The sequence below is a fragment of the Weissella confusa genome, assembly GCA_041871065.1.
In the GTDB taxonomy this organism is placed as follows: Bacteria; Bacillota; Bacilli; order Lactobacillales; family Lactobacillaceae; genus Weissella; species Weissella confusa_A.
This window is the reverse complement of record CP168942.1, coordinates 2100807-2115982: the sequence shown is the minus strand read 5'-3', so window position 1 is coordinate 2115982 and position 15176 is coordinate 2100807. Positions and strand designations below refer to the sequence as shown.

Below are 15176 nucleotides of genomic sequence, written 5' to 3'. Positions count from 1 at the left end.
AAAACGGGAGGGCATAGACAAATGCCGACTGAAGTACTGTACATGAAAGTACTTGGGGATTTGAAGGAGCGCATCTACAAGCGCGAATTCCCAAACTTGAAATTGCCAGATGAACGCTCATTGGCCTTGTCTTATGACGTGTCACGTAGCTCAATCAAGCGTGCGTTGAACGTTTTGGCCCAGCAAGGAATTATCTTTAAGAAGCGTGGTTCAGGAACTTTCGTGAATCCGCTTTACCTCAAAAATCAATCAATGTTCCATGCGATTGGTAACAACTTGGGTGTTTCTGACTCGTTCCGCTTTAACGGTGAAGCACCTGCCATCCAACTGTTGTCATTTGAGACAGAAGAGGCCAACGAAGAAACGCGTTTGGCGCTGTTCTTGGAACCTGGTGAGCAGGTTTATCGCATCAAGCGTTTGCGTAAGTTGCAAGACCAAGCGTTCATGATTGAGAATGCCTTGGTGCCGGTTAAGCTGCTACCAGATTTGACTAGCGAAGACTTGGGCCACTCAATGTTCCACTATGCTGAGGCAACGACGAAGAAGGCTGTTACGAAGTCATTTATGACGGTGACGGTTGAACCATCTGACGAAGATGATCGCAGCCACTTGCAACTGAGTGAAGTCGAACCTGTCGGCGTGATGGCCGGAATTTACTTCCTTGATGACGGGACGCCATTTGAAGTTGGAACGATGCGTGTGCACTACAAGTACATGCGTTATAACAGTTTCGTCAGTTTGGATGGCGAATGATTCAAAATTCATAAATTGTTCACATTTGGCCGAAAAAGCGATTATATCAGGCTTTACGGGTGAAAAATAAGCAAAGCACAAAATTGGACCGCACCAATTTTGTGCTTTTTATTGTACCAATTTTTGAAATCTGTTATTATAGTATTTGTAATCCAGAAGATAACTTCTGCGATTGAACCTTTTCTCAAAATTATAAGGAGATTTAATCAAAATGGCAGTAGATTTTGATTCAAAGGAATACCTTGCTAAGGTTGATGCTTGGTGGCGTGCTACCAACTACCTTTCAGCAGGTATGATCTTTTTGAAGAGCAACCCATTGTTCTCAGTTACGAACACACCAATTACGGTGGAAGACGTTAAGGTTAAGCCTATCGGTCACTGGGGTACTATCTCAGGACAAACTTTCCTTTACGCACACGCAAACCGTTTGATCAACAAGTACGATCTAGACATGTTCTACATCGGTGGACCTGGTCACGGTGGACAAGTTATGGTTACGAACTCATACTTGGACGGTTCATACACTGAAAACTACCCTGAAATCACTCAAGATGTTGAGGGTATGTCACGTTTGTTCAAGCGTTTCTCATTCCCTGGTGGAATCGGATCACACATGACTGCACAAACGCCAGGTTCATTGCACGAAGGTGGAGAACTTGGATACTCATTGTCACACGCAACTGGTGCCGTTTTGGATAACCCAAACCAAATCGCATTTACTGTTATCGGTGACGGTGAAGTTGAAACTGGTCCTTCAATGACTGCTTGGCACTCAATCAAGTTCTTGAACCCTAAGAACGACGGTGCAGTTTTGCCAATCTTGGACTTGAACGGATTTAAGATTTCAAACCCAACGATCTTCTCACGTATGAGCGATGAAGAGATCACTAAGTTCTTCGAAGGTTTGGGATGGTCACCACGTTTCATCGAAAACGATGACATCCACGACTACATGGCATACCACGAAAAGGCAGCTAATGTCTTGGACAAGGCCATCGAGGACATCCAAGCAATCCAAAAGGACGCCCGTGAGAACGGTCGTTACGAAGACGGTGAAATTGCAGCATGGCCTGTAATCATCGCTCGTTTGCCAAAGGGTTGGGGTGGTCCTACTCACGACCAATCAGGAATGCCAATCGAAGATTCATTCCGTGCCCACCAAGTTCCACTTCCTTTGTCATCAAAGAAGATGGAAACGTTGCCACAATTCGAAGAGTGGATGAACTCATACAAGCCAGCTGAATTGTTCAACGAAGATGGTTCATTGAAGTCAGAATTGGCTGAAATGGCACCTAAGGGTGACAAGCGTATGGCTTCAAACCCAATCGCTAACGGTGGACGTCGTCGCGGTGAAGAAGCTCAAGATTTGGCTTTGCCAGATTGGAAGCAATTCGCTAACGACATCAACGAGTCAAACCGTGGAACTGAATTGGCTGACTCAAAGCGCAACATGGACATGAACGTGTTGTCAGGATTCTTCGCTGAAATCTCAAAGATGAACCCAACGTCATTCCGTATCTTCGGACCTGACGAGACGATGTCAAACCGTCTATGGGACATGTTCGAAGTAACGAACCGTCAATGGATGGAAGAAGTTAAGGAGCCAAACGACCAATACGAAGCCCACGAGGGACGTATCTTGGACGCTCAATTGTCAGAGCACCAAGCTGAAGGTTGGTTGGAAGCTTACACGTTGACTGGTCGTGTTGGTGTATTTGCATCATACGAATCATTCCTACGTGTAGTTGACTCAATGATTACTCAACACTTCAAGTGGTTGCGTCACGCCTCAGAGCAATCATGGCGTAACGATTACCCATCATTGAACTTGATCTCAACTTCAACTGTATTCCAACAAGACCACAACGGTTACACTCACCAAGATCCAGGTATCTTGACGCACTTGGCTGAAAAGAAGTCAGACTTCGTTCGTCAATACTTGCCAGCTGATGGTAACACTTTGTTGGCTGTCTTTGGTCGCGCATTTACTGAGCGTCACAAGGTTAACCACATCGTTGCTTCAAAGCAACCACGTCAACAATGGTTCTCAGTTGAAGAAGCTCAAGAATTGGCAACTGAAGGTTTGAAGGCTATTGACTGGGCTTCAACTGTTGCTGAAGGTGAGCAAGCTGACATCGTCTTCGCATCTGCTGGTGTTGAGCCAACGATCGAAACTTTGGCTGCTTTGAACTTGGTTAACGATGCATTCCCAGCCGTTAAGATGCGTTATGTAAACGTTGTTGAATTGCACCGTTTGCAAAACAAGAACGGTGAGATGAACCACGAGCGCGCTTTGTCAGATGACAAGTTCAACGCTTTGTTCGGTGAGTCAGGAACGCCTGTTGTCTTCGGATTCCACGGATACGAAGACTTGATCGAGTCAATCTTCTACGAGCGTCAACACTTGGGATTGCACGTACACGGATACCGTGAAGATGGTGACATCACTACGACTTACGACATGCGTGTATACTCAAAGTTGGACCGCTTCAACCAAGCTAAGGACGCTGTTGCTGTCTTGGCTGCTAACGGAGTTGTTTCAGCTGACGAGGCTGCTGCATTCGACAAGAAGATGGATGACATCTTGGCAAAGCACTTCGAAGTTACTCGTAACGAAGGTCGCGACATCGAAGAGTTCACTGACTGGAAGTGGACTGCTTTGAAGAAGTAATCTACTGCCGTACGATTAATTTCTAAGCGAAATAAAAATTGACCTGAGGCTGGCTTCGGCCGGTTAAAGGGTAACTTAAAGACCATTACTATTTCTTTCGGGATTTAGTAATGGTCTTTTTGTCGTTCCTGGCACTGAAAATTTCATAGAACTCCCACATTTATCAGGCATAGTAGAAGATAGCTTTAAAATCGGGGAAGATACTATGGTTAATAAATTTGGAGAATGGATACATAAGCGTATCTTGTGGCGATGGACGATTCGACCACAATTAAAACAACAACTTTTAAATCTTGATATGAACTTGCCTACGGTTTTCTACATTGGTATGCCAGAACACGGGGACTTAGGTGATCACGCAGTTTCGTATGCCACGGAATTGTTTTTGCGAACGAATTTGCCGGAACACCAAATTGTGAAGGTGCCAGCTGAGGCGACAACTGAAGCGTTGCCGCTAATTCATCGCATTATCCAACCGGACAACTTGGTTTTGCTCCATGGTGGTGGCATCATTGGTGATCGTGAATTGGTTGAAGAGAATTTGCGCCGTTCAGTCGTGGCTTGGTTGAAAGATCAACCGATGATTCAATTACCGCAATCAATGTTTTTCAACAGCGTACGCGAACGTGAAATTTCAAAGCAAGTGTATAACACAGCTGAGCGCATGGTTATGTTAGCGCGTGATGAAAAAGCGCTACAAGATTTAACGCAATTATTGCTGTGCCCAGCAATGTTAATTCCAGATATGATTTTGCACTTGAGTGGGCGTTTGGCAGCAAGTCGTAAGCCTAGAAATGGCGCTATGTTGATGTTGCATGCGTCTGGTAATGATTTCCGCCGGGCAACGCAAGAACAGGTCAGAGAGATGGTTAGCGACCTCTTTGGCCGTGTGACGGAAGAAGACTACTTGAATACCAAGCATTTGCATCTGAGTGGTCATAAGCGCGATACAACGCTGCGTGAATGCTGGCGTGCGATGTCTGGTTACGAGGTATTGATCACAGATGAAATACATGGACTACTGTTCGGTTTGATTACGCAAACGCCAACGGTCGCCATTGCAGAAGAGTCTGGCCTAATGGGCGCTATGTTTGAAGCGTGGTGTACGGCAGTGCCGTGGATTACCCTTTGGTCGCCAAATGATGGACCGCTGGATGTGGCGATTGTAGACGTGCTTCGTGCCGATGTTTCACCGGTTGATTACGCGCCACAATTTGCGCCATTGCAGTATTATCTGTCTAATTTCCGCCCTATCCAAAATTAAATATTTTAATTCACATTTACTCCTGAATTCAGTATCAATTAATCTTATTTTCAACAAGAAGGTCACGTAGTATAGACCATTGGAAAGATAGATATTAAAGGGAGATGGAAATGTTGAAACGTGTATTGCTGATTATGCTTGCCTTGGTGAGCATGAGTTGCGTATCAACGATCGCTCACTCTGACAATCGGTCGGAGTTGAGTCAATCAACGTTGTATGAAACACCAGAATTAATTTTGGACGAAAAAGTTTTAGACACGCCAAGCTTGGACACCCGCATTCGTGCGCGCGACATCATCAATGGGGAAGATATGACGATGGTGAAGAAGACGGCGTTTCCGTTCATGATTACCTTGCTTTGCGTGTGGGCTTTGATAATTTATGCCCATGCCTTGCGCACAAAGGACAAAAAGTAGGCCGACTTTGATATACTAGTTATATTAAGAGCCGGAGGAAGATAGCATGATTTTGTTGTTGGTATTAGGAATCGTTATTGTGGTTGTTGGCATTTTGCGTTCAGTTAAGCATGATTCGATTCGATGGGTACCGATTATTATCGGTACAGTGTTGGCCGTTTTGATGGGCGTTGGTTTGTATACGGCGCATCACTCAAACTTTTTGTTGACGAAGGTGCCACTAGATAAGACCCAAGAAATTAAGCCAGCATCAGAATTGTTGGACTTCAAGTTTATTACCACTGAAAAGGGTAGCAACGGTGAAAACCGCTACACTTACAAGGTCGGTAACAAGGCTTACCAAACGTTGACGCAAAACGCTGAAACGACCGTTAAGACGGGTGATAAGGCCACGTTGGAAACGATTGTGACGACGTACCAAGCCAAGTCATTGTTCAGCCGCTTCATGCTCTTTGGCGAAACCAAGTTGAAGACTGGTAAGACGAATTATGTGTTGACGGTGCCAAAGAACTGGGATGTGCTCACATCAACGCAGGTCAAGGAATTGCAAAAGATGGTCAAGGATAGCAACAACGGGATTACCGATGAAGTTGCGAACCAAGTCAAAAAGCAATTTGCTGATCGTGCCAAGGATGATGAGAACTTCCTAAAGGATAAGGACGCTCAACAAAAGCTCCAAACTGAAATTGTGAACAAGGTAAAGTCAGAGCGCCAAGCTAATCTTGAGAAGGCTTTGAACGAAAAAATTCAAAGTTGGCAATAAAGGGCACAATTATTTAACAGTTGCGACAGAAACGTCAAAAATACCGGACGATAAACACTAATTAAACATACAAACTCAAAAATACTCAAACGTGCACATTGCAGTTTGGGTGTTTTTTTTTGCGAAACTGATAGGCGTAAGAGAATATCGAAATTATTAAATGATATAAATGCTTAAGGAGATAGCGATATGGCGAAGTGGAAAAATATTGCTTTAATTAGTACGATTGTGGCGCCGATTGCGTTTGGTGTGGGTGACGCCTTTGCGCAAGCAGATCGACCAGGTACTGAAGGTACAACGGTGGTTTTGCACAAGAAGATGCAACAGGGTAACGGTACAACAAACGGCGATTCAGAAGCCGTGTACTGGGGAAATGGTAAGGCAACAAACTGGTTTGATGAGAATAAGTGGGTTGGAGAAGCTGATGTTAAGTTTACGGCGTTCAGCATTCCTAAGTCAGTTATCTCATTGAAGGATGGTGAGCCGGTTATTACCGGGGATAAGATTCCTGGGACTGAGGTAGCTTGGAATTCAGTTTTGAAGGTAACTCCTGGAGCTGACATTACGGCTTATAAGGAAGGTTCATCTAACAAGTTGGATTATGCCATCGAGTTCACTGCAACTGCTAACATGAATGAAGATCAATTGCGTGCCGCAATGGAAGATGCAAAGTACGCAACAGTTCCTTTTGGAAAGACCAATGCAGATGGTGAAACAACAAACGATTTGACGAATGGTAACTGGATTATCTTGGAAGATACTAAGAAGCCAGATGTAGAAACGCGTGCCGCACCAATGGTCTTGAGCTTACCAATGTTGGATGAGGAAGGCTGGTTCGGTACATCAACGCCATTGAACTTGTATCCAAAGAATTACACGGATACGGCTGACCTAACTGTTGTTAAGGAAGACGGAGACACAAAGAAGGCTGGTGTTGCCGGTGCTTTGATTGGTTTGTTTGATTTGACAGATCAAGGAAAGACTGACTTGGAAGCAGCAATTAAGGCTGGTTTGTTGAGCAAGTCAAGCGATGACATCTTGGCATGGATCAAGGCGCATGAAGCAACTGGTGTAGACTTGTTGTATTCAGGTGTGACGACTGACAAGGGTTACAAGTTCACGAACTTGAAGCCAGGTGCCCAATACTTTGTGCTTGAGTTGCAAGCGCCAAAGGGATACTTGGTCAACGGTAAGCTACAAGAGGTTAACATTGATCCAGCCAGCGATGGTTATGATAAGGATGATTTGACGGTTGGAACAGATGCGAACGACACGTCAGTTTACCGTCACGGTGGTGTCTACAAGTTCGCCAACTATGACGAACCTGACCTAGACAAGGACATCAATGTCTTGAAGCCGGCAGCCGTAACTGATTTGATTGTTAACGGTTACGACAAGGAAGGTAACCCAATCTACGACAACAAGAATGCCGATTATAGTCAAACATTCGTTGATAACGATACGGATTTTGGAGTTTCTCGTGGTAAGGCCTACAACTACACGGTTGACCTTGAAACGAACGCCGATTTGGGCACATACACAAAGTTTGGTATCACGGATAACATTCCATACCAAGTGAACATCAACAGTTGGACAATGTACGGTCGCTTCGGTGAAGGTGGCGTTGTTGATTTGGGTAGCGAAGAAGAAGGACTTGTGCCATTGATTCAAGCCGTCGACCCTGACGGTGACACACCTGACCACTCAACGACAGACGGATTGCACCAACCATCAACGCCTTATGATACTGATAAGGGAACGGGTGTTTCATTTAAGTTCTACAACCAAGACGCAGCTGATGCCTTTAACTATCCAGGAACTGTTTATGCTGAAGGGGATCCTGAATACAAGCAATCATTGAAGGATCAAACAGCTTGGATTTCAGCTAACTTGATTCACATGTACGGGTTCAACGGTCAATACTCATTTGATGCCAAGAACCAAGCTGTTCAATTTGATGCCAAGGGTGACACAACAAAGTTGAAGAACGGTGAGATGAACATCGACTTCAGTGAGAAGTTCTTGCAAGATTATTCTCACTTGACGAAGTTCGGCGCATTGACGGAGCAAGGTGTTTCATCAAGTATCGTATTTAAGATGAACGCGCAAACGAACTCAGCTGCACAAGCAAACGTTGGTGGCACAAACAAGAATGTTACTGAAGGTGTAACGCCTCAAACGAACATGATTAACAACTTCGTTACGTTCAAGTATGATAACGGGTTCGTATCAGGTTCAATGTACGACCAATCACAAACGAACGCGGTTGGTTGGGAATTCCAAAAGACTGACTCGAAGGGTAACCCAGTCAGTGGTGCCGGATTTGACTTGGGCCGTTTGGTAACGAAGGAAAACGTTGAAAATGTTATCTCTCAATTGATTGGTAACAAGAACAACGGAAACGTCGTATCTGATGAGACCAAGATTCACATGGCCGACAAGATGGGATTCACTGGTAACAACGCTGCTAAGATTACCCAAGTAACGAATTACTTGGATGGTCAAGCGGATGTCCTTCGTAAGGCGGTTGCCGATGGATCAGAAACATTTGTTTGGTTCATTCACTTGACGGCAGCAGCTGATGCAAGTGGCAACAAGCAACCAATCGTTGATGCCATGGATTCACACATGGAAATGGGTGATATCTACTGGGTAACGGATAAGCGTTGGGCAACGACCCACTTGTCTGGTGTTGATCGTGGTTACTTCCAATACTGTGGAGTTGCCGATGGTAACTACGTCTTGCACGAAGAAATCACACCTAAGGGTTACAAGCAAATGGATGACTTGAAGTTCACAATTGGTGCTAACGATTCATTCTATGTGAATGCTGATGGTACTGCTAAGAACAAGGAGTACCCAACGGTAACGTCTGCTGGTGATAACCAACAAATGCCATTTGATAACCAAATCACTGGCCGCGTTGGTGAAGATGCAACGGCTGAAGATAACTGGGCTTCAATCAAGAACTACAAGAAGTCAGTATTGCCAGTTGTTGGTGGAGTTGGTGCGTTGAGCTTGTTCTTCATCGGAGCAATTGCAATGATCGCCTCATACATCAAGCGTAAGACGGATATGCGCGAAAACTAAGTCGCTAAAAAAATCCACAATTTCAGAGTTTTTTCAAAAACAGCTGTAACAAACCTGTAATAAAACACATAAGATGTAAAATACCTAAACGTGCATATAGCAGTTTGGGTATTTTTTTTCGGCACAATTATAGAGTAAAGAAAAAACAAACAAATCGAGCCACGAGTGGGTAGATTGTATTTTTAAGGAGATATGCTATATGGCTAAATGGAAGAATGCTTTGTTGATTTCAACAATCGTTGCACCTATTGCTTTTGGGGCTGGACCTATTGGGAATGCTCTTGCTGATGCTGTTAACGATCAAGGGAAGACATCAACGATGTTGACTGATGTTACTGTACACAAGTACTTGAATGCAACTGACAAGGGGAATGACTACTACTGGGGAAATGGTGAAGTTACTGGTAACCCATTTGATGTATCACCAAATACTGAAGGTTGGGAAAAGGCTAAGGATGGTTACGTATTTACGGCGTATGCTTTGCCTGGTGATGTGATCTCAGGATTTAGTCTAGGCGATGAACCAACAATTTCAACGACAAAGATTCTTGATGCGTTGTCTGGTGACCAAAAGGCACGGTTGAGTGCAGATGTTATCACAGCCCTAACGAACGTTACATGGGCAGATGTGCTTGACACTGTAAATAACGCTGAAGATGCACCCCAAAAGTCAAATATCACAACGCCTTTGAAAGATACTGTTAGTTCATGGTCAATTGTGTTTGACATGAACAAGAGTAGTTTGATTGATGATGTGCAAGCAGCTCTCGCAGCAGCTGCCACTAAGGCGGATGGTACACTTGATTCTGCGAAAACACAGACACAAACAACGGATGAGCATGGCGATGCGACGTTCGATAATCTTGGTTCAAATGAGTGGATTATTTTTGAAACGGATCACCCTGGAACTGATACGTCATTGACGAGCGCTGTTCCTATGGTATTGAACTTGCCAATGATGAAGGAGAGCGGTGGATGGTTTGGTAATTCGTCAGCAACGGCGGTTAACTTGTATCCAAAGGACTACGCCGAAACAGGTGATTTGACTGTTGAAAAGGTGGACGGTGAAACGAACAAGCCTGTTGAAGATGCTGAATTTATTATGTTCGAGCTTCCAACTGGCGTGACGTCTGATCAAGTTCAAGCCTTTGTTAAGGATGAAGCACGCATTAAGCTGAACACAGCTGATTTGATTGCGGCATTGAAGGCTCAGTTCTCAGGTATCACTACTGTCCAAGAAGCAACGACTGGTGAGGATGGAAAGGCTAAGTTTAGCAACGTTGAGGCGAACAAGACTTACATCGTAATGGAATCAGATGTAACAAATGCATTCTCAGATGATGTAGAGGCGGGTGGCTATTCAGAAGATGCCACAGTTCACGTTGTTGAGACGCAAATGACTGATCCAACTGATACGAATGCAAATGACAAGACGGTATACTTTGTTAACGGTGTTTTGAATGTAGATAACTGGGATAAGCCAGGAATTGACAAGGAAATCAACGTTCAAAATCCAGTTGATGTAAATGGTGCTGCGCCTGATTTCACAGTCTTTGATGACAATGATTTCAAGGTTGGTCTTTCACGTGGTGAGGCCTTCCAATACTCAGTTGATACTGAAGTAAACGGAAATTTGGCTGCCGCTGGTGGATACTCACAATACTCAGTAACAGATACATTTGATCACCAAATCGATATCACTGACTTTACGTTGGGTGCATGGAATGGAACGACATTCACTCCATTAGCTAAGGTAACGTTGCAAGTTTGGGATACGAAGGCGAATGGCGGTGCCGGCGACTGGGTAAGTCAAGACACTGACGGTGGATTTAGTGGATCGTACGACGCGTCTAAGGGATATCACCCAGTGATTGAAGCTGCTTCAGGTTGGGATGCTTCATGGGGTGATGTTGATGACTTCTTCACAGTTTCTGGTGAGCCTTCAACATACACGATGCCAGCTGGCGGTGGAGCTGTTGTAGACCCTGAATCAGGTGAGTTTACTATTACATTGACACCAAATGCAACAACTGGTGATTTGTCAGGAAACAAGCTTGCTGAGGCTCTTGTATCTGGTAGTCTAGCAAACGATAAGTCTACTGAGGATTCAGCAATGCGTGTTGTTATGAATGCACAATTGAATTCATCAGCAACCGTTGGTACTATCAACAACGACGCGCAATTGACATCAAAGCCAGTGAACGGAACTCCTGACAAGCCAGAAGACTCATCAAAGACATTTGATGCTGGTTGGGAATTCGTAAAGACTGATGGGGATGATCAACCATTGGCGGGCGCAGGATTTGACCTTTCTCGTGTATTGACGGATGCTGATATTAAGGGTGATAGCACACAATACGATCGTTTCTTGAACCAATACAGCGGAATTGCGCACATGCTAGCTAGTGGTGCACAAACTGACGCTGTGATTACTTCAGCATCAGATCTTGACCCAGCTGCAATTCCAGTTTTGGCACAAATGGCGGAAGACTTGAAGGCATATGGTGAGGCTAACGGAACTTGGCAAGTAACTAACAATGACCAAGAGGCCGCTTTGGCTACTTTGTTGGCTGATTCTAACCCATCACAAAATGATTTGGCAGTTGCAATGTACAACGTCCTACAAAAGCAAACGGATGGACTACACTCTGGTCAAACAGTATACTTCGCTCACCTTGATGAGAACGGTTTGCCAGTAGACGAGATGGATAAGACAACGGAAATGGGAGACGTTCTTTGGACGGTATACCCTGCTCTTGCAACGACTCACGTAACGGACGATAAGGGTTACTTCCAATACTGCGGTTTGGCAACGGGACCTTACACTTTGACTGAAACGAAGACTCCTGAGGGGTACCAAACTGTCGACCAAATTAAGTTCTACTTGATGAACCCAGCATACGATTACATCACATCACTTGGTTCTATCGGTGACGATGCTATTGTTGCTGATCTTGAGTCAAAGTATGAGTTAAAGAATTCAGAGGCGAAGCAATTGCTTGCCGACTACAAGGCAGATATGGCTGCATACGAAGGCGTTAAGGATGAGTACAAGTTGTTGAATGGTCAAGTATCTGACGATGCGATTACTGGAAATGCAGATTCTGCTGGACACATTGGTGTTGGTAACGTCCAAATCAAGAACTACGAGAAGTCAATCTTCCCACTTGTTGGTGGAATCGGTACGTTGTTCGCAGTGATTGCTGGATTGTTGGCAATGGGACTTGCATTGTTGAAGCGTAAGAAGGATATGAAGAACGAAGCTTAATTTGTAAGCTAGAATAAGGTTATACATTCCAGAAAACGTGACAAGACATATAAGAAAGACGAGATTGATCCCGCCTTTGCGATGATATCTTTCTTACGATATGTTGAAAAACACGAAAACGGTGATCAAATCCAATGGGGTTTGATTACCGTTTTTGGGTTATCTGTGTTGAAATGTCACTCTTCACAAAATGCCCACGAATAACAAAATTCAGGCACAAATTAAATAGAAAAGTGAAACACAAAAACGGCGGAAACGCCTTTTTTTTTGTGAGAATTTTACTGTGAAGAAAAACTCATACATGGTCAAGTATGAGCTAAAAATAAGGATATGATTTTTGAGGAGATACGCGGATGAAAAAGCATCGTTCATTACTATTAATGGGGACGTTGATTGCACCGATTTTGCTAACGACTGGGGATGCGTTGGCACAATCAGGCATCAACAATGAGCCAAAGAACACAAGCGTTGTGATTCACGCTATTACAGATGTGAGTGATACTGATCCAGGCAATGCACCAGAGTTGTGGGGTTCAGGTGAAGAAAAGGATATGAAGACGTTGCAAGATGCCGATCCTGATACGACTTGGGAGACGACAACTGGCGCAACGTTTACGGCTTACGAGCTGCCTGCTGGGGTTGTGACATACCCACAAACTGACGGTATTCCAAAGATTGCTACGACTAAGATTAAGGGCATTGACTGGTCAAAGTTGTTGAAGGTTGTTGATGTACCATCAGGTGTCGCAACGACTAACTTGGGTAACAAGAACGTGTTGGACAAGACCGTCGAAGTGGTTGATCGCGATCAATTCGTGAAGGCCGTGAAGGACGCTGGCTTGGCAACTAAGACAACTAAGGCAACTGACGGCGAAGGTGAAACGACGGTAACATTGCCAAACGGACAATGGGTTATCACGCAAGACTCTGATGCCACTGGTACAGATGAAGCGATGCCAATCTTCTTGGATTTGCCAGTGGGTAAGTCAAACGCAACCAAGACTGATTACTGGTATGACACACAATCACCTTTGCACGTTTACACAAAGCAATACAAGACGGCTTCCGTAACGATTAAGAAGACTGATGCAGAAACGAAGAAAGTATTGGGCGGTGCGCAAATTTTGCTTGCACCAGCTTCAGTACAAGACAAGTTGAATGAAGTGTTGCCACAATTGATTAAGGATATTGAAAAGACACCAACGAAGGCTGACGCACTGGTTGCTGCTGCATTGGGCTTGACGTCAGATCAATTCTCAATTGAAGCAACTGATAAGAATGGACAAGTTGTCTTTGACGCGAACAAGGGTATCGCGATTTCAAAGGGACAACAATATGTGATTGCCGAATTGATGGCCCCTAAGGGTTACTTGACGGATCCACAAGTGACGGTCGTAACGGCTGAACAAGATAGCGAGAACGCTGCGAAGTTGGTCAACTACGATGAGTTGCAAGTCGACAAGGCGATTACGGTTGATAACCAAACATTCGGTGCCAATGAAAAGGGCACTGGTGATGACAAGGAAGGTATCGCTCGTGGACAAAAGTTTACTTGGGATATCACGTCTGAATTGAACAAGAACATTGCCGACTACACGAGCTACAAGCTGACTGATGAAATGCCATATCAAGTGAACTGGATGTCAATGGATTTGGCATTGACGTACACGCAAAATGGCGAGCAGAAGTCAGTGCCATTGTCACAAGTGGTCAACGGTTTGTACCCAGTGAACCACGCAACTGACAAGTCATTGATTGACGAAGGTGTGACGGGACAAGGTCTTGGCTTCACGACTGATCAAAACGGTTCAACGTTGAACGGTAAGACGATTGCTTACGATGCTGCAACGGCACCAAAGGTAACTGGCTTGGCCGATGGCTTTGATTCATCAGCATTCAACTTGTTCGGACATGAGAGTACGTACACATTCGTTGGACAAGGTGATTCAGCTAACCCAGCCCGTGTCGTTGACTGGACGAAGCCAGTTGAAAATGGTGAAATCGTGTTGGATATGACGGCTTCAGGTCGTCAAGCGATGGGCGCTTTGATCGAAAAGTTGTTGGCCGAAGGTGCTGATGACGGTTCATGGAACTTGAGCTGGAAGATTAACTCAGCTGGTAACACGGCGTTGCAAGCCGATCACTTGGTCAACAAGATTGATTTGGATTACAACACGAAGTACGACGGCGGATCAGACGACGATAAGACGCACACGTTCATGGCTGGATGGGAAATCATCAAGACTGATGGCGACGTCAAGACTGACGCCAATGGTAACATTACCAACGGTTTGGCCGGCGCCGGCTTCGATTTGGGTGTTAAGGTGACATCAAATAACATTGATGAAATCATCGCTGAAATGTATACGGCGAAGCGTTTCCCTAACATGAAGCGTACGGCCTCAGAACAAGATGTCCAACAACTGCGTGATGATGTGAAGGCCGGCAAGACACGCTGGGTATACTTCATGCACGAAGATGTGAAGACTGGTGAGCCGATGGCTTCAATGCACTCAAACGCATCTGATCCGATGGGAGACATCTTGTGGACGGTTCGTGAAGACAACGCTACGACTCACTATTCAGGTCCTGACGGATACTTGCAATACTGTGGTTTGGCCGGCGGTGATTACCAATTGATTGAGCGTGAAGCACCATCAGGCTACAAGTTGATGACGGAGCCACACTACTTCACGTTGTCAAACACACAATCGGGTAAGATCAACGGTGCTGCAACGGCTGATGATATCACGGTGGCTAACTACCGCGAGCAACCAGCTCAACCAGTAACGCCACAAATCAATGATACGCCAACGCACGCTGGTGGAATCTTGCCATACACGGCAACGGCCCTTGGTGGTTTGTTGACGTTGCTTGGATTAGCAGGTTTGATTGCTTTGATTAAGAAGCGTCGTGCACAAAACAATGACTAATTTGATTAGTTTGCTCGC

General features: G+C 44.8%; 8 protein-coding genes. All 8 read left to right on the top strand.

Going from position 1 to position 15176, the window contains the following annotated elements:
- Nucleotides 1-21: 21 nt before the first annotated feature.
- The 8 genes from ACAW68_10300 (at nt 22) to ACAW68_10265 (ending at nt 15158) form a co-directional block, all read left to right on the top strand.
- On the top strand, nt 22-753 hold the full coding sequence (locus tag ACAW68_10300; protein ID XGA15829.1) for a GntR family transcriptional regulator: 732 nt from the start codon (nt 22-24) through the stop codon (nt 751-753).
- Between the two features lie 211 nt (nt 754-964).
- Nucleotides 965-3424 (top strand): phosphoketolase, encoded by a 2460-nt coding sequence (locus ACAW68_10295; protein ID XGA15828.1) that lies wholly within the window; start codon nt 965-967, stop codon nt 3422-3424.
- A gap of 205 nt (nt 3425-3629) precedes the next feature.
- The gene (locus ACAW68_10290) at nt 3630-4688 is read left to right on the top strand and encodes a polysaccharide pyruvyl transferase family protein (protein XGA15827.1); all 1059 of its coding nucleotides are present in this window, start codon (nt 3630-3632) and stop codon (nt 4686-4688) included.
- 110 nt (nt 4689-4798) lie between these two features.
- Nucleotides 4799-5104 carry a hypothetical protein gene (locus tag ACAW68_10285; GenBank protein XGA15826.1) on the top strand — a complete coding sequence of 102 codons (306 nt, stop codon included), beginning with the start codon at nt 4799-4801 and terminating at the stop codon, nt 5102-5104.
- A gap of 46 nt (nt 5105-5150) precedes the next feature.
- Complete coding sequence (locus ACAW68_10280) at nt 5151-5867, top strand: DUF4811 domain-containing protein (protein ID XGA15825.1); 717 nt, start codon at nt 5151-5153, stop codon at nt 5865-5867.
- Between the two features lie 189 nt (nt 5868-6056).
- On the top strand, nt 6057-8957 hold the full coding sequence (locus tag ACAW68_10275) for a SpaA isopeptide-forming pilin-related protein (protein ID XGA15824.1): 2901 nt from the start codon (nt 6057-6059) through the stop codon (nt 8955-8957).
- Between the two features lie 199 nt (nt 8958-9156).
- Nucleotides 9157-12225, top strand: coding sequence for a SpaA isopeptide-forming pilin-related protein (locus ACAW68_10270; protein XGA15823.1), 3069 nt, complete (start codon nt 9157-9159; stop codon nt 12223-12225).
- A 353-nt stretch (nt 12226-12578) separates the two neighbouring features.
- The gene (locus ACAW68_10265) at nt 12579-15158 is read left to right on the top strand and encodes a SpaA isopeptide-forming pilin-related protein (protein XGA15822.1); all 2580 of its coding nucleotides are present in this window, start codon (nt 12579-12581) and stop codon (nt 15156-15158) included.
- The last annotated feature ends 18 nt before the right edge of the window (nt 15159-15176 follow it).